The organism is Mesorhizobium ventifaucium (assembly GCF_935822925.1).
GTDB lineage: Bacteria > Pseudomonadota > Alphaproteobacteria > Rhizobiales > Rhizobiaceae > Mesorhizobium > Mesorhizobium ventifaucium.
Genome location: NZ_CAKXZS010000003.1, coordinates 138561 through 153348, shown reverse-complemented (window position 1 = coordinate 153348; position 14788 = coordinate 138561). Strand labels below are relative to the sequence as shown.

Sequence of the window (14788 nt, the reverse complement as noted above, 5' to 3'; positions counted from 1 at the left end):
TAGACAGAGGTCATGAAAACGCGCGATAAGGTTAGCCTGCGCTAGATTTAGAGATGGCCGGGGCACCAGAAGATGGCAGGCCGAATGTGCAACGCAATGCTTGGCTTCGCGGCGCTTGCCACAACCGCGTGCCAATCGGCTCCTGAAACGCCGCAACCCACCCTCGAACCTGCGTTAGGACCTGGTATCATTCCTGCCCAAACTGCCTCGGATCCTGCCGCTGTTCCCCTCGGCTCGGCAACTTTGGATCAATCCGTGGCGGTCACTCCCCCTGACAAGACCGTTCCGACAAAGTACGCTGTTTTTTCGGGTCTATGGGCCGGACGATTGGATGGGATGTATGACGCCAGACTTGCTGTTCAGACGATTTCTTCCAATGGCAAGGTGACGGTTACCTATGCGTGGGGAACGCTGGGCGACAACCATCCGGGAGAGGCCGCCGGCGCTGGAAGGATTGTGGGGACTACGTTGAAGCTTGAGCGCCTGCCGAATGGCGCAGACCTCAGTTTTGTCATGCGGCCCGACAGAACCCTCGCCGGAACCGTCAGGCTTGCCGGCCAGACCTACACGGGCACGTTCCTCAAGCAATGATCGAAGACCTGTCCGAAGGCTATGTGGGGCCAGCGACGCTCGCTTGATCGCCAGTCTAGCCGCTGGTTGCGCTGACCGCATCACCAGGGACCTTTGTGCGGGGCTGCATGCGCGCCGCGGCAGGCGCGAACACCGAAATCGCCTTCGGGTGGACCTTGAAATGCGCCGGGGTCGAGGTCACAATCTCACCGTCAGTGTTCACCGGCATCGGCCTTTTCGTCTCGATGTCGAACTCGACGCATCTGGCCGTGCGAACCTCGCTCCATGCGCCATGCGTGCCCGAGCGGAACGAGCGCAACAAGAGCGCCATTTTCCAGAGGTTCGTCATTTCCAGGCTGTACAGGTCGAGATGGCCGTCATCGATCTCCGCCGTCTCCTCGACGATGTTGCCGCCGCCATAATGGCGGCCGTTGCCGACTGCAATCTGGTAAGTCTTGACTTCGGTCGCTACTCCCTTTTCGGTAATCCTTGCTTCGAAGAGGCGGGCCTTGGTCAACACTTTCATGGCCGCCAAGGCATAGCCAAACCTGCCGAAACGCTTCTTCAGCGCCGGATCCAGCCCCTGGGCAAGATCGCTGCTGAGGCCGATGCTCGCAACGTTGAAGAAAGCATGACCATTGACGGTCCCGATGTCGATCAGACGTCTTCCGCCCTCTACTATCAAGTCGGCCGCCTTCCCAAGATCCAGCGGTATTTCGAGGGTGCGCGCCAGATCGTTCGCCGTCCCCATCGGAATGATACCCATAGGCAGCCCGCTTTCCATAACCGCGACCGCCGCCGACGACACCGATCCATCGCCGCCGCACACGATCACAAGGTCGGCCCGATGGCGAAGGCGCACGATGTCGCGTGCTAGCTCGGGCAGCGCCTCAAATGTCTCGACGCTGACGCGGAGCCCACCGGCTTCCAGCCGCTCTACGACCGGTGCGATAGGTTCCTGCCCGCGGCGTGCCTTTGGATTGACGAGTAGAAGCGCGCGTCTGTTCGTGATGTCATCCATGCGGCGTAGATAGGGTGCGTGGCTGCGGATTACGACGTCAACAGGCGCGCCCGGGAAAACAAGTCACAAAATCACGGCTCGGCAGTCGGTTGCGGAGGTTGAAATTCGCCCGACAGGGTAATACCTTGTGGAAAATTGGTATTACCAAGGTGCAACATGACCAACACAGTCACAGCCAAAGGACAGGTGACCATCCCGAAGCCGGTCCGGGACCTGCTCGGAATCGTTCCGGGCAGCAAGGTTGATTTCCGCCGCACCGATGACGGCAATGTGGTGATTGTGCGTAGTGACAAGAAGCAGCCCGTGAGCCGCTTCGCGAAATTGCGCGGCCATGCTGGCAAGGGCCTCGACACTGACGCGATCATGGCACTGACGCGTGGCGACGCGTGACGCTGGTCGACACCAATGTTTTGCTCGATCTTGTCGCGGACGATGCGAACTGGGCGGATTGGTCGATCGCCCAGCTTGAGGCGGCAAGCCTCGATGGGCCCTTGTTGATCAACGATGCAGTCTATGCCGAACTTGCCGTCCGCTATGACCGCATAGAGAGTATCGACGCGTTTCTTGACGAAGCCGGTCTCCAAATGGCTCCGATGCCCCGGGCAGCACTATTCCTCGCCGGAAAGGTCTTTATGCAGTATCGCAAATCGGGCGGATCGCGCACTGGTGTGCTGCCTGACTTCTTCATTGGTGCCCACGCGGCCGTCGATGGACTGCCGCTGCTCACCCGCGACGTCGGCCGCTACCGCACCTATTTTCCATCGCTGAAACTGATCGCACCGGAGTCCGTCCTGAGCAGCCCGCCACCGTCAGGATGAGGCGGCTACTGAGTGGCTGAATGGCCTAACCGCTGACCGGTCGCTGGTTTCACGACCCGGTCAGAGCGGTTTTCGGATCCATTTTGCCAGGACGCCAACGATGCCTTCCCGGAACGACAGCACCGCGACAACGAAGATGATGCCCTGGCCGATCGTGACCCAGTCGCCGAATGTCGCGAGGTAGTTCTGCATCGTGACGATGACTGCCGCGCCGACGATTGGTCCGAACACCGTGCCCATGCCGCCCAACAGCGTCATCAGCACGACTTCGCCGGACATCGTCCAGTAGACGTCGGTAAGCGACGCCAACTGGAACACGATGGCCTTGGTTGCGCCGGCGACGCCGGCGAGCGTGGCCGACAGCACGAATACGGCGAGCTTGTAGCGGTTGACCCGATAGCCCAGCGAGATCGCGCGCGGCTCGTTCTCGCGGATCGCCTTCAACACCTGTCCAAACGGCGAATGGATGATCCGATAGATCAGCAATATGCCGGCGAAGAAGATGGCGAGCACGAAGAAATAGAGAACGTCGCTCGAACCCAAATCGATCAGCCCGAACAGATGGCCGCGCGGCACGGCCTGGATGCCGTCCTCGCCGCCGGTAAACGCCGCCTGCAGCGAGAAGAAATAGATCATCTGCGCAAAAGCCAGCGTCACCATGGCGAAATAGATGCCGTGGCGGCGAATGGCGAGGGAGCCGATGGCGAGACCGAGCACGGCTGCCACCAGCGTGCCCGCGATAATGGCAAGTTCAGGCGTCAGGCCCCACACCTTTGCCGCATGGGCCGAGACGTAGCTCGCCATGCCGAAATAGGCTGCGTGGCCGAAGGACAGGAGACCGCCAAAACCGAGCAACAGATTGAAGGCGCAGGCAAACAGCGCGAAGCACAGCACCTTCATGACAAAGATTGGATAGAGTAGAAATGGCGCGGCGATGAGGAAGACGAAGAGCGCGACGAAGATCGCAAGGTGATGACGGGGCATGCCCGCGGCGCCAACGGCCGTTATGGCCGTCATAGCGATCGGGTTGGTGTCGGTTGTCATCACACACTCCGTCCAAACAGACCCGCGGGCTTGACGAGTAGCACGAGCGCCATGATGACAAAGATCACCACGGCAGAGCCTTCCGGATAGAACACGCGGGTCAGCCCCTCGATCAGCCCAAGCCCGAAGCCGGTGAGGATCGAGCCCAGGATTGAGCCCATGCCGCCGATGACGACGACGGCGAAGACGACAATGATCAGGTCTGCCCCCATGTTCGGATTGACTGCGTATATCGGCGCGGCGAGCACGCCGGCGAAACCCGCGAGTGCGACGCCGAAACCATATGTGAGCGTGACGAGCAGCGGCACGTTGATGCCGAACGCGCCGACCATGGTCGGGTTCTCGGTCGCAGCCCTGAGATAGGCGCCAAGCCGGGTCTTTTCGATGATGAACCAGGTCGCGAGGCACACGATGAGGGAAGCCACAATCACCCAGGCGCGCGAATTGGGCAGGTACATGAAGCCGAGATTGTACCCGCCGGTCAGAAGCGGCGGCGGCGGGTACGGCAGGCCGGATACGCCGAAAAACTGGCGGAAGAAGCCGACGATGATCAGCGCTAGGCCGAAAGTGAGAAGCAGCCCGTAGAGATGGTCGAGGTGATAGAGCCGTCGGATCATTACGCGCTCAAGCACGATGCCGGTGACGCCGACAATCGGCGGGACGATGAACACAGCCCACCAGTAACCGACGCCGAGATAGTTGAGCAGCATCCAGGCGCCGAAGGCGCCCAGCATGTATTGCGCGCCATGCGTGAAATTGATGATGTTCAGTAGACCGAAGATGACCGCCAGCCCGAGGCTCAGAACCGCATAGAAGGAGCCATTGATCAGCCCGAGCAGCAATTGCCCGAACAGGACCTGTGGCGGAATTCCAAGCAGTTCGAACATGGTCGCTCCAGCTGACTATCGACGATACGATGCGCCGAGCTCTTCGGCGCATCGTTGGCGAGGCTCGCTTACTTGACCAGCGAACAGCCGCCTTCGGCGAGCGGGCGGAACGCCTTGTCGGCCGGAATGGTGGCCACTGTCTCGAAATAATCCCATGGACGCTTCGATTGGTCCGGCTTCTTGACGCGGAACAGATACATGTCGTGCAGCTTGCGCCCGTCGGCGCGGATCGTGCCCTTGCCGAACAGCGGATCCTCGGTCGGCATTTCCTTCATTTTGGCCATCACCTTGGCCGCATCCTTGTCGCCGACGGCTTCGACGGCTTTAAGGTAATGCAGGACAGAAGCATAGACTCCGGCCTCGATCATCGAAGGCTTTTGTCCGGCATTCCGCTCCTGGAAACGGGCAGAGAATTCCCGCGTTTGATCGTTCTTGTCCCAGTAGAACGCGCTGGTGAGCACGAGGCCTTGCGCCACTTCGAGGCCAAGCGCATGCACGTCGTTGATGAACATCAGCAGGGCGGCGAGCGCCTGGCCACCCTGCGTGATGCCAAATTCCGACGCCTGTTTGACCGCGTTGATCGTGTCGCCGCCGGCATTGGCGAGGCCGACGACCTTGGCACCCGACCCTTGCGCCTGCAGCAGAAAGGACGAAAAATCCTGGCCGGGGAAAGGATGACGGACGGCGCCGAGAACCTTGCCGCCCGATGCTTCGACGACCGCCGACGTATCGCGCTCGAGCGCGTGGCCGAAGGCGTAGTCCGCTGTGACGAAGAACCAGCTGTCGCCGCCCTGTGCGACCATGGCCGAGCCCGTGCCGTTGGCAAGTGCCCAGGTGTCGTAGGTCCAGTGGACAGTGTTGGGCGAACAGGCTTTGCCGGTGAGGTCGGACGAGGCCGGACCCGAGGCGAGGAAGATCTTGTTCTTCTCCTTGGTGATCTCGTTGACGGCGAGCGCCACCGACGAGGTTGGCACGTCGGCGATTACATCGACATTTTCGGTGTCGTACCACTGGCGGGCGATGTTCGAGCCGACGTCCGGCTTGTTCTGGTGGTCGGCGGAGACGATCGAGACGTTGATGCCCTTGTCCGTCGCCTTGAAGTCTTCGACGGCCATCTGGGCCGCGATGACCGAGCCTTCGCCGGCGATGTCTGCATAGATGCCGGAACGGTCATTCAGAACGCCGATCTTGACATCTGTGGCGTAGGCCGCGCCGGCCATCAGCAGGCTCGCCGTTGAAGCCAGGACAAATCCCATTTTTTTCATCGCTACTTCCCTCCAATTGCGGCGCAACGCGCCGTTGATGATCGTCTAGACACCGAGATAGGCGTGCAGCTTGCCGATGTTGGCGTCGAGTTCGCGGTTGGGGATCGTGTCGATCACGCGCCCCTGTTCCACCACGTAGTGACGGTCCGCGACCAACGCGGCGAAATGAAAATTCTGTTCTACGAGCACGATCGTGAATCCCTCGTCCTTGAGCCGGGCAATGGTGCGGCCGATCTGCTGCACGATGACGGGCGCAAGCCCTTCGGTCGGCTCATCGAGCAGCAAGAGCTTGGCGCCCGTCCGCAGGATCCGGCCGATGGCGAGCATCTGCTGTTCGCCGCCCGATAGCTTGGTGCCTTGGCTCGAAAGCCGTTCCTTCAGGTTCGGGAAGAGCTCGAAAATCTGCTCGACGGTGAGCCCAGCAGGGCGCACCTGCGGCGGCAGCATCAAATTCTCCTCGACAGAGAGGCTGGAAAAGATCGCCCGCTCCTCGGGGCAGTAGGCGATGCCCATCTGTGCGATCAACCGCGACGGCAGCTTGATCGTCTCCCGACCGTCGTAGGTGACCGAGCCCGAGCGCCTGGAGAGAATTCCCATGACCGCCTTCAGCGTCGTCGTCTTGCCGGCGCCATTGCGGCCGAGCAGCGTCACCACTTCGCCTTCGCCAACCTCGAAACTCACGCCGTGAAGCACATGGCTCTCGCCGTACCAGCCCTGCAGGCCATCGACGCGAAGCAGCGGTCTCGCCGAGGGGCCAGCAGCCGGCCTGCTTGCAAGTTCAACTTCAGACATGGCCGGCCCCGATATAGGCTTCGACAACACGCGGATCTTTGGAAACCGCAGCATAGTCGCCTTCGGCGAGGACTTTGCCGCGCGCGAGCACGGTGATGCGGTTCGACAGCGAGGCGACGACCGACAGATTGTGCTCAACCATCAAAATCGTGCGGTTCTTGGAGATGCGCCGGATCAGCGCCGAGATCCGCTCGATGTCTTCTTGCGCCATGCCGGCCATGGGCTCGTCGAGAAGCAGCATTTCAGGGTTAAGCGCCAGCGTCGTCGCGATTTCAAGCGCGCGCTTGCGGCCGTAGGACAGATCGCTGGCGCGGATATCTGAAAACTCGGTCAGGCCGACATCGGCGAGAAGAGCCGAACCCTCGCCATTGAACTTGGAGAGCACTGTTTCGGAGCGCCAGAAATCGAAACTGTCGCCGCGCCGGCGCTGCAGCGCGATGCGGACGTTCTCGAGTGCCGTCATGTGCGGAAACACCGCCGATATCTGAAAGGAGCGCACAAGACCCAGCCGCGCGATGTCGGCCGGCTGCATCCTGGTGATGTCGCGGCCTTGGTAGCGGATCGCGCCGCGCGTTGGCTGGAGGAATTTGGTCAGCAAGTTGAAGAGCGTCGTCTTGCCTGCGCCGTTGGGACCGATCAGCGCGTGGATCGATCCCCGCTCCACCGTCAGGTTGACATTGTTGACAGCGACGAAGCCCCCAAATTCCTTAGTCAATCCCGCTGCTTCGAGGATCGCTCCGGAATTCATGCGCGGGAGCCCTCGCCGGTCATCGGCGTGAAAACGTGGAACCGCGCTGCGAGGCTATCCGCCCCCAGGGTGACTTCCATGGTTTCCTCCCGTGGCACTCCGCTCGCAACAAACGACCTAATGCACATCGCGTCAAGGCCGCAATTGCCCGCGCTGTGGCACGGAGCCTTCGATCATTTTCGAATTGCAATGTCGAGGGGCGCACACGACAGGCGAAGGCGTGCCTGTAATCCGAACACATCCCCAATCCGAACTCATCCGGCCGAGCCGTTCGAAATTCCGCGCCGACTGATTGGATGAACGCGAAATGCCTAGCTGCGCTGGCTTGAGTTGGGGTTTTCCCGGTCTGCCCGGGTGATCTTACCTTTCGACGCTTTCGATCCGCCGCCCCATTCCTGGGCGTTCCTGGCTTGGGCGCCGCCCTTGGCCGGTTGCTTGGCCTTGTCGCTGCCGCTTGCCCTCTTTCCCGATACAGGCTGGCCCGATACAGGCTGCTCGGCTTTCGTAGGCGAGTTTTTCTTTGCCATGGTGTCACTCCTGTCGATGGTCGGGGATCGCAGCCATTGCGGCCCGCTTCGGGGCAGGCGTCGGTTAGTCCTTGCCGCGCTTTGGATCCTTGCCGGCAGCCTGGCTGCTCTTTTGCGGCTTGTCCTTCTTGTCCTGATTGCCACCGCGATTGCCGCCGTGCTCACCGCTCGATCCCTTGACGGCTTTTGTGTCCTGAAGCTTCGTAGCCATCCTGGTTCTCCTTTTAGTCCCTCTACGTGAACTCCCCTGACGCGGCGATTGTTCCCGCCGGGAACATATCGGCCCTTCGAGAGTTGGCGCAGGAGGAGGACCGCACCGCAATAAACGCGAGGAAGGGGATTGCCGTCGGAGCTTTTTGAAGGATGACCTTCGCTTTCGAGAAGTGTTGCAGATGAAAATTGCCCAGATCGCCCCCCTTACCGAAGCCGTGCCGCCGCGGACCTATGGCGGGACCGAGCGAATAGTTTCATATCTGACTGAGGAGCTTGTTCGACAGGGGCATGACGTGACCTTGTTTGCCAGCGGTGATTCACGCACCTCTGCCGAATTGGTCCCGTGTTGCGACATTGCATTGCGCCTGAATCCCAGGGTTCGGCACGACATTCCCCAGCACGTGATGATGCTTGAACAGGTGCGCAGGCGGGCCGATGAATTCGACGTGCTGCATTTTCACATCGATATTCTCCACTTCCCCATAGTCCGGGACTTTGCCCAGCGAACCGTTACGACGCTTCATGGAAGGCTCGACCTCCCGGACCTGGCGCAGCTTTATACGATGTTTGATGACATTCCGCTGGTTTCGATTTCTTACGATCAACGCTGGCCCATGCCGCCTGTCCGTTGGGTCGGAACGGTGTATCACGGTCTGCCTCGCGATCTTCTGCCTTTTCGCCCGAAAGCCTCGGGCTATCTCGCATTCCTCGGCCGCATCTCACCGGAAAAGGGGCCCGAAACGGCCATTGAGATCGCTGCGCGTACCGGAATGCCTCTGAAGATCGCCGCCAAGATCGACAAGGTCGACCAATCCTATTGGAAGGAGAAGGTCGAACCCCAGGTGCTTAAAAGTTCGAACGTGGAATTCATCGGCGAGATCGACGAACGGCAAAAAGCAGACTTTTTGGGGAATGCGGCAGCGCTTTTGTTCCCTATCGACTGGCCGGAACCCTTCGGACTCGTAACCATCGAGGCGATGGCCTGTGGCACGCCTGTGATAGCGTTCAGGCGCGGTGCCGTTCCGGAGGTCATCGACGATGGTGTTTCCGGGTTGATCGTCGACACGCTGGACGAAGCTGTGGATGCGGTACGGCGGATAAACGGCCTTGATCGTGCACAGGTGCGACGGACTTTTGAGGAGCGATTCACGGTCGAGCGCATGTGCCGCGACTATGTGGCGATCTATGGCTCGCTCTCGGAGGACATGACGGAAGCACTTGGTTCTCAAAACGAGCGCGCTAAAAATGCCGCAATGATGACTATGTCTACCTGACCGAGCAAGGCGACGGCTCGGCTGCTCGGATCAGCGCCTGAGCCGCCTTGGTCGCTTCTGGACGGGAGGGGTTGACCATGACCACTCAACTCGAAGACCGCAAGATTGATCCAGCCGTGGCGCTGCCGGCAATCGACGAAACGGCGCCGCGCGAGCCGCATCGGCAATTTGCGCTGAAACACGAGGATTGCTTCGTCGTCGCAGACAGCTACGGCGACATACGCGGCACCGGCGACGGGCTTTTCCGTGACGACACGCGTGTTTTGTCGCGCTTCCGCCTGTTCATCGGCGGCCGGATGCCGTCGCTGCTCGGCGCCTCGCTGTCGCAGGACAATATCCTGTTCACCGCCAATCTCACCAATTTGGCCACTATCGGGCCGAATGGCAGCGAAACCTTGCCGGGCGTCGTCCACATCGATCGGACGCGGTTCATCTGGCAGGACCGCATGTTCGAACGCATCAAGTTCACCAACTACTCCGCGCGCGAGGTGGTTCTGCCGGTCCGGCTCGATTTCGACGCCGATTTCCGTGACATGTTCGAGGTGCGCGGCACCACACGCAGCCGCCGCGGTCGCGCCCATGACGCGCTGGTCGGCGCGGCAAGCGTGACGTTCCGATATGAAGGCCTCGACAATGTGGCGCGTCAATCGGTCATCGCATTCTCGATCAAGCCCGATCAGGTGCACCCCAATCACGCCGATTTCCTCATTGTCGTGGCAAGGCGTGACAGCAGAGCATTGTACCTGGAGGTGGGCCACAGCGAAGAAACCCCCTCCACCGACCGCTTTCGCGCGGCCGCTGCGCGAGCCCGCTTCGCCATGCGCTCAAAGCGCCGGCAGGGCGCCACCGTCTTCAGCTCCGGCCGCGTGTTCAACGACTGGCTGACACGCACGCGCGCCGACATCGCGCTGCTGACGACCGATCTGGAGACCGGGCCATACCCCTATGCCGGTATCCCCTGGTTCTCGACAGCTTTCGGCCGCGATGGCGTCATTTCCGCTTTGCAGATGCTTTGGCTCAATCCCGACCTTGCCCGCGGCGTATTGGCCTTCCTTGCCCGCTATCAGTCGACCGAAACCTCCGTGTTCGACGACGCCGAACCCGGCAAGATCATGCATGAGACCCGCAAGGGGGAGATGGCGGTGCTGCGCGAGCTGCCGTTCGGCCGCTACTATGGCGGCGTCGACACCACGCCACTTTATGTCTATCTGGCTTCGTCTTACGCCGAACGCACCGGAGACGGGGCGTTCGTCGACCGTATGTGGGACTCGCTGGGCGCCGCCACTGCTTGGATGGAAGAGGTGGGAGCCCGCAACGGGGAAGGCTTTGTAACCTACAACAGGGCGGCCGACACGGGTCTGTTCAACCAAGGCTGGAAGGACAGTTCCGATGCCGTCTTCCATGCCGACGGCACCATCCCCAAAGGGCCGATCGCATTGGTCGAGGTGCAAGGTTATGCCTTCGCCGCATATCAAGGGATGGCGGCGCTGGCCGCCAGGCGCGGCGACGACGCCAAGGCGGCGTACTGGAGCGCCCTGGCAGAAAGGATCCGTCAGGCGGTCGAGACGCATTTCTGGATGCCGGACCGCGGTTTCTATGCTTTGGCGATCGACGGAGAAGGCAAGCAATGCGCGGTTCGCACGTCCAACGCCGGTCACCTGCTTTATGTCGGGCTGCCGTCGGCGGAACGGGCGCAGGCACTTGCCAGCCAGCTGCTCTCTGCTCATCTTCATAGTGGTTGGGGCGTTCGCACACTGGCCGACGACGAGATCCCATTCAACCCGATGTCATATCATAATGGCTCGATCTGGCCGCACGACACCGCGCTCTGCGCCTCCGGGCTCGCCCGCTATCACGAACGCGACAGCGTGGTGAAGCTGATGAGCGGTATGTTCGAGGCGGCGGTCCGTTTCAACATGCGGCTGCCAGAGCTGTTCTGCGGCTTTACGCGTGCGGCCAGCGATTCACCGGTGGCCTACCCGGTCGCCTGTCTGCCGCAAGCCTGGTCGGCTGGCTCCGCTTTCATGATGCTGCAGGCTTGCCTGGGCATTCGGGTTGACGGCTGGAAACGCGAGATCACTGTGGAACGCCCGCGGCTGCCTATCGGCATCGACAACATCGTTATCCGCCACCTGGCCATTGGCGAGGCGAAAGTCGATCTCATCTTCGAGCGCATTGGCGACCGTGTTGTGTGTTATCTCGACCACCGCCATGAGGGTCTGGTGCCTCTGGTGGTGCGCTCATAGCGCAGGCCGGCAAGTGGCCACTGGCGTCAGCCGCTGTCGGCAGAGGGCCAGCAAGGGTGCGCGCCTAATGCATGTCGCGCAAAAAGCATGCCCTCGGGCCTGGACGCGAAAACGACATGCATAAGACAACAACCTAAAGCGCGTCGCGTGAGGCCGGTCGAACGCGACGCGCTTTAGGCTCGTCTTGAACCACCTCCCGGAACACAATGTCGCGGCAAACGTTGCAAAGACAATCGATCGTCTTTGAGGGATGCCTTGGCGATCCGTCGAAAAGCTGAGGAAGCTGGTATTTTCGATCCGTCCGAGTTGGCTCTGCTGGCTCGAGCGTTCGAACAGCTCAAGCTTGAAGGTCAATCGACTGGTCAGCGTGAGGCGCTCGCGTCTCGGATTATTGCCAATTACATGGCCGGCGTGATCGACGAGAAAGAACTGATTTCCCTATCAAGGCAGCCGTTGGGCCGATAGCGCCGCTCGCCCTACTGCGGCGCCGTCGCGCCGGAGGCCGTCGAGGCAGTTGGCGTGATGGCGGAGGACCGTCGCGACGTTGACCTGCTGGCGGTGACCTCGGCCGATCGATTGAACGCCGGCTGGACGGCAGCGAGCCGGGCACGCGAGCGTGGCCTCGTCCATGCCAGGAGCCATGAGACTATTGGCCGATCTGCCGCGCCACTGCGCGATCGTCTACGTCACCGATGGCCATCCGGCATCACCGGGCTGGCTGGGGTCGGTCCACGGCCACGCACGCGCAGCCTCGGCGTCGAGCATTTCGGCCAGTCGGGGACAATCGACGACCTCTACCGGCACTTCGGCATTTGACGCGAACTCCATCGCAACGGCCGGAGAGCGAATCGCCGACGGCACGTCCCGTGCGGCATCTGCGAGCGCTGGATTGAGTCGCGCCTGGATGAGTCCTCGATCCAGGGTAAGTCGCAAGCTGAAGGAATGGCATACACAGCCAGCGCAGCGCAAAACCTGTACGGCGAATCGGCCTGAAAGCTCCTTCGGAGCTATGGCATTCGAGCGCAATTGATTGGTCGTGAGTTTAGTTGGTCTTCAACTGGCCGACGCGGTTTTCGGCAATCCAGCGGGCGGCAAGCACCAATGCGCCCATACTGAAATCCTTGCCGTGCTTGGCCACCATTTCTTCCGACAGCTTGGCAAGCCGTTCGAAGAATTCGTCCTTGCTCTCGTCCTCGGGGGTGGGTTCGGTTTGCATTTGTGCTCCTTTTGCATCGGCCTGCCTTTGAATTTGAACATTTGTGCGGGAAAGGTGACGATCGCGGCGGTGCCGTCGACGGCGCCCACTGCCAGATGGCGTCCGTCGCCGGACCAGGCAAGCGCGGTAACCGCGCTGCCCAGCGGCCTGACGAGGAGTTCGTCTCGCGCGCCGATCTGGGCGATGGTGATCCGGCCATTGGCATAGCCGGCCGCAATCAGTTTTTTCTCCGGGTGCGCAGCCAGTGTTTCGACTGGAACCAGCCCGGCTCGGCCAGTCTCCAGCGCGCCCGAGGTGTCACCGTCAAGTGGCGGAAAGGTCATCGACCAGCCGGCGATCCGGAAGGCGCCCGACGCAAACAGCGCATTCTCCGGCAGACTCCAGCACAAGGTCCGGACCGGCGATGGAAATCCCGCGACAATGTCAGTGCGGCCATCGACCGCGCGGACCAGGGCAAAGCCTCCGGCTTCGAGCCCACAGGCCAGCCATGTGCCGTCGCCGCTCCAGCGGATCGACACCGGGCGCGCCGAAAAAGACAGCTCGCGTATCGGGGCAGCGTCGCCGTCGACCGCCCGGATCGATAGTCCATTATCCCGGCCGCAGGCTAGGCGCCGCCCGTCTGGCGAAAAGGCAAGCGCATCCGTGGACGGTGTCGGACCGTGTCGCAGTCTCGACGCATCGCCTTGGCCGCGTGACAGGAAGATATCCTGCCCGTTGCTGACGGCTGTCATGGCCGTCCGGGGGCTGTGGTCGATGGCGACGATCGGTCCGTCGATCTTGACCAGTGCCTCCATCACATTGCCGTCCGCGGTCACATGCACCGCCTCGCCGGGCGCCGTTCCGACAAGGAAGCCGGACTGATGGTAGCTTGCGAGTGGGACGTCGCCCTCTCCCAAAACAGCGGTGGCGATCAGTGGCGCCGGTAATTTTTCTCTGGGCCGGATCGTCGTCTGACCGAGATCGCCGCTCACCCTAATCCGCGATTCCGGCGGCTCCTGGTCCGCGACCGCGGCAATTGCGACTGTTCCATCCACACACGTGAAGGCGACGGTCGAGCCATCGGCGCTGAAGCGCAGATCGGCGACCGCCGACGGACGACGCCAGCTTCGCGCCAGCAGGTCGAACAAGGTCAGGTTCTGTATCGCGTGCTGGTTCATGACCATTCCCTTCGTCAGTTTCCATCCGTCGCCGCGAGGCTGCGGTCGACGTCGTCGACCTCAGCCTCCGCGGCGGCGATGCGTTGCTCGCACCTCGCGCCTTCCTGCATGACTGCCGCGGCTCTCTCCTCCGCCTCATGCAAATCCCGCACCAGTTGCGCGCTGCCGCCGCTCCTGCCGATTTCGAGTTCCAGGCGCAGCACATCCATCTCGATACCGGCGCGTTTCTGATCGAGCCGCAGCGCCTCGGCAGTCAGCGCGGAGACGTTGGCGACAAGATCGAGCCGGCGGGCGAGCAACATGTCACGCTTGGCAGTATCGGACCCTCCTGTCATTTTTCGCTCCCCAAAGATCCGGGCGGCTTTTCGAAAGCCGACAGCAATTTTGGCAACGTGCCGGCCTGCGACTGGAACTGTTTTTCGGCCGTTTCGATGTGGCTCTTGAGCTGATCCCAGATGTCGACGCGGATCATCGATGTCGTATCGCCGGTGAGGCGTTCGATCTCTTCGACGCGGAACTGCCGCGACAGCGAAACGCCGGAAAACACGAAGTCGCGCAACAGGATCGCATGGTTCTCGATGAACAGATGGATCATCGGATGCGTTTCCGTGGTGACGCCGCCGGCGGCAAGCTCGGCCCGGATGAAGTCTTGGAAGTGGCTCTGCAGGCGATGTTGGCTCTCGCCCATAAAGCGCATGACAAAGACCAGATCCCGCGGCATCAGCCTGACAAGATCGCCGGTGACGCCGTCGGTCTGACTGGACATTGGCTCGGGCGGCCCCCGGCTGTCTTTATCGTTTGGCATGGTCTCTCTCCAGCACGAGGCCCGTCCATGGGCCGTCACCCCCAAATAGTGGAGAAAGACGAAGAATTGAATAGATGATATTCGTTTTCGTACTTGCTGCGCTTGCTAACTAAATATATTGCGGTGCGAATAGGTGTTAAATATTACAGACGTACGTTACAACTGTAAAAGAATGTTACAGTTGACCATCTGCTCATATGCCGAA

The 14788-nt window shown here is 61.3% G+C and carries 17 protein-coding genes and 1 pseudogene; 7 read left to right on the top strand and 11 right to left on the bottom strand.

What is annotated here, in order from left to right:
* Window positions 1-255 precede the first annotated feature (255 nt).
* A complete protein-coding gene (locus NMG70_RS02630; protein WP_254023082.1) occupies window positions 256-591 on the top strand; it encodes a hypothetical protein in 336 nt (111 codons plus the stop codon).
* A gap of 55 nt (window positions 592-646) precedes the next feature.
* On the opposite strand, the gene NMG70_RS02625 is transcribed toward NMG70_RS02630, so the two are convergent.
* On the bottom strand, window positions 647-1591 hold the full coding sequence (locus tag NMG70_RS02625) for a lipid kinase (RefSeq protein ID WP_254023081.1): 945 nt from the start codon (window positions 1589-1591) through the stop codon (window positions 647-649).
* A 156-nt stretch (window positions 1592-1747) separates the two neighbouring features.
* On the opposite strand from NMG70_RS02625, the gene NMG70_RS02620 reads away from it, so the two are divergent.
* A complete protein-coding gene (locus NMG70_RS02620) occupies window positions 1748-1981 on the top strand; it encodes an AbrB/MazE/SpoVT family DNA-binding domain-containing protein (RefSeq protein WP_254023080.1) in 234 nt (77 codons plus the stop codon).
* Window positions 1978-2409: a type II toxin-antitoxin system VapC family toxin gene (locus NMG70_RS02615; RefSeq protein ID WP_254023079.1), complete on the top strand. Its 432-nt coding sequence runs from the start codon at window positions 1978-1980 to the stop codon at window positions 2407-2409. The genes NMG70_RS02620 and NMG70_RS02615 overlap by 4 nt, the downstream gene beginning before the upstream one ends.
* A 60-nt stretch (window positions 2410-2469) precedes the next feature.
* On the opposite strand, the gene NMG70_RS02610 is transcribed toward NMG70_RS02615, so the two are convergent.
* From NMG70_RS02610 to NMG70_RS02580, 7 genes are all read right to left on the bottom strand, one after another.
* Window positions 2470-3426 (bottom strand): branched-chain amino acid ABC transporter permease, encoded by a 957-nt coding sequence (locus tag NMG70_RS02610; RefSeq protein WP_436798341.1) that lies wholly within the window; start codon window positions 3424-3426, stop codon window positions 2470-2472.
* 26 nt (window positions 3427-3452) lie between these two features.
* On the bottom strand, window positions 3453-4340 hold the full coding sequence (locus NMG70_RS02605) for a branched-chain amino acid ABC transporter permease (protein WP_254020509.1): 888 nt from the start codon (window positions 4338-4340) through the stop codon (window positions 3453-3455).
* 68 nt (window positions 4341-4408) lie between these two features.
* Window positions 4409-5596 carry an ABC transporter substrate-binding protein gene (locus NMG70_RS02600; protein ID WP_436798340.1) on the bottom strand — a complete coding sequence of 396 codons (1188 nt, stop codon included), beginning with the start codon at window positions 5594-5596 and terminating at the stop codon, window positions 4409-4411.
* 54 nt (window positions 5597-5650) lie between these two features.
* A complete protein-coding gene (locus NMG70_RS02595) occupies window positions 5651-6397 on the bottom strand; it encodes an ABC transporter ATP-binding protein (RefSeq protein WP_254023078.1) in 747 nt (248 codons plus the stop codon).
* Complete coding sequence (locus NMG70_RS02590; RefSeq protein WP_254023077.1) at window positions 6390-7145, bottom strand: ABC transporter ATP-binding protein; 756 nt, start codon at window positions 7143-7145, stop codon at window positions 6390-6392. The genes NMG70_RS02595 and NMG70_RS02590 overlap by 8 nt, the downstream gene beginning before the upstream one ends.
* Before the next feature lie 311 nt (window positions 7146-7456).
* Entirely contained in the window at window positions 7457-7672 is a 216-nt protein-coding gene (locus NMG70_RS02585) for a hypothetical protein (protein WP_254023076.1), read from the bottom strand.
* A 64-nt stretch (window positions 7673-7736) separates the two neighbouring features.
* Window positions 7737-7883 (bottom strand): hypothetical protein, encoded by a 147-nt coding sequence (locus tag NMG70_RS02580; protein WP_202363833.1) that lies wholly within the window; start codon window positions 7881-7883, stop codon window positions 7737-7739.
* A gap of 181 nt (window positions 7884-8064) precedes the next feature.
* Here NMG70_RS02580 and NMG70_RS02575 point away from each other — a divergent pair, with 181 nt between their 5' ends.
* The 4 genes and pseudogenes from NMG70_RS02575 to NMG70_RS02560 all read left to right on the top strand — a co-directional run.
* Window positions 8065-9159, top strand: coding sequence for a glycosyltransferase family 4 protein (locus NMG70_RS02575; RefSeq protein WP_254023075.1), 1095 nt, complete (start codon window positions 8065-8067; stop codon window positions 9157-9159).
* 77 nt (window positions 9160-9236) lie between these two features.
* Window positions 9237-11405: an amylo-alpha-1,6-glucosidase gene (locus NMG70_RS02570; RefSeq protein WP_254023074.1), complete on the top strand. Its 2169-nt coding sequence runs from the start codon at window positions 9237-9239 to the stop codon at window positions 11403-11405.
* A gap of 255 nt (window positions 11406-11660) precedes the next feature.
* Window positions 11661-11870 (top strand): hypothetical protein, encoded by a 210-nt coding sequence (locus tag NMG70_RS02565; protein WP_254023073.1) that lies wholly within the window; start codon window positions 11661-11663, stop codon window positions 11868-11870.
* Window positions 11871-11882: 12 nt separating this feature from the next.
* Window positions 11883-12298, top strand: a pseudogene (locus tag NMG70_RS02560) (transketolase-like TK C-terminal-containing protein); the annotation flags it as partial.
* 160 nt (window positions 12299-12458) lie between these two features.
* Here the strand turns inward: NMG70_RS02560 and NMG70_RS02555 are convergent.
* From NMG70_RS02555 to NMG70_RS02545, 3 genes are read right to left on the bottom strand one after another with little or no spacing between them, the layout of a single operon-like run.
* Complete coding sequence (locus NMG70_RS02555) at window positions 12459-13778, bottom strand: WD40 repeat domain-containing protein (protein WP_254023072.1); 1320 nt, start codon at window positions 13776-13778, stop codon at window positions 12459-12461.
* A gap of 14 nt (window positions 13779-13792) precedes the next feature.
* Complete coding sequence (locus NMG70_RS02550) at window positions 13793-14113, bottom strand: hypothetical protein (protein ID WP_254023071.1); 321 nt, start codon at window positions 14111-14113, stop codon at window positions 13793-13795.
* The gene (locus NMG70_RS02545) at window positions 14110-14583 is read right to left on the bottom strand and encodes a hypothetical protein (RefSeq protein ID WP_254023070.1); all 474 of its coding nucleotides are present in this window, start codon (window positions 14581-14583) and stop codon (window positions 14110-14112) included. The genes NMG70_RS02550 and NMG70_RS02545 overlap by 4 nt, the downstream gene beginning before the upstream one ends.
* Between the last annotated feature and the right edge of the window lie 205 nt (window positions 14584-14788).

What these genes read in the sequence shown, in the direction of transcription:
- NMG70_RS02575 (WP_254023075.1), top strand. Translation starts at nt 8,065, where the DNA reads ATGAAAATTGCCCAGATCGCCCCCCTTACCGAAGCCGTGCCGCCGCGG.
- NMG70_RS02580 (WP_202363833.1), bottom strand. Translation starts at nt 7,883, where the DNA reads ATGGCTACGAAGCTTCAGGACACAAAAGCCGTCAAGGGATCGAGCGGT.
- NMG70_RS02555 (WP_254023072.1), bottom strand. Translation starts at nt 13,778, where the DNA reads ATGAACCAGCACGCGATACAGAACCTGACCTTGTTCGACCTGCTGGCG.
- NMG70_RS02570 (WP_254023074.1), top strand. Translation starts at nt 9,237, where the DNA reads ATGACCACTCAACTCGAAGACCGCAAGATTGATCCAGCCGTGGCGCTG.
- NMG70_RS02590 (WP_254023077.1), bottom strand. Translation starts at nt 7,145, where the DNA reads ATGAATTCCGGAGCGATCCTCGAAGCAGCGGGATTGACTAAGGAATTT.
- NMG70_RS02585 (WP_254023076.1), bottom strand. Translation starts at nt 7,672, where the DNA reads ATGGCAAAGAAAAACTCGCCTACGAAAGCCGAGCAGCCTGTATCGGGC.
- NMG70_RS02550 (WP_254023071.1), bottom strand. Translation starts at nt 14,113, where the DNA reads ATGACAGGAGGGTCCGATACTGCCAAGCGTGACATGTTGCTCGCCCGC.
- NMG70_RS02545 (WP_254023070.1), bottom strand. Translation starts at nt 14,583, where the DNA reads ATGCCAAACGATAAAGACAGCCGGGGGCCGCCCGAGCCAATGTCCAGT.
- NMG70_RS02600 (WP_436798340.1), bottom strand. Translation starts at nt 5,596, where the DNA reads ATGGGATTTGTCCTGGCTTCAACGGCGAGCCTGCTGATGGCCGGCGCG.
- NMG70_RS02625 (WP_254023081.1), bottom strand. Translation starts at nt 1,591, where the DNA reads ATGGATGACATCACGAACAGACGCGCGCTTCTACTCGTCAATCCAAAG.
- NMG70_RS02610 (WP_436798341.1), bottom strand. Translation starts at nt 3,426, where the DNA reads ATGACGGCCATAACGGCCGTTGGCGCCGCGGGCATGCCCCGTCATCAC.
- NMG70_RS02620 (WP_254023080.1), top strand. Translation starts at nt 1,748, where the DNA reads ATGACCAACACAGTCACAGCCAAAGGACAGGTGACCATCCCGAAGCCG.
- NMG70_RS02595 (WP_254023078.1), bottom strand. Translation starts at nt 6,397, where the DNA reads ATGTCTGAAGTTGAACTTGCAAGCAGGCCGGCTGCTGGCCCCTCGGCG.
- NMG70_RS02605 (WP_254020509.1), bottom strand. Translation starts at nt 4,340, where the DNA reads ATGTTCGAACTGCTTGGAATTCCGCCACAGGTCCTGTTCGGGCAATTG.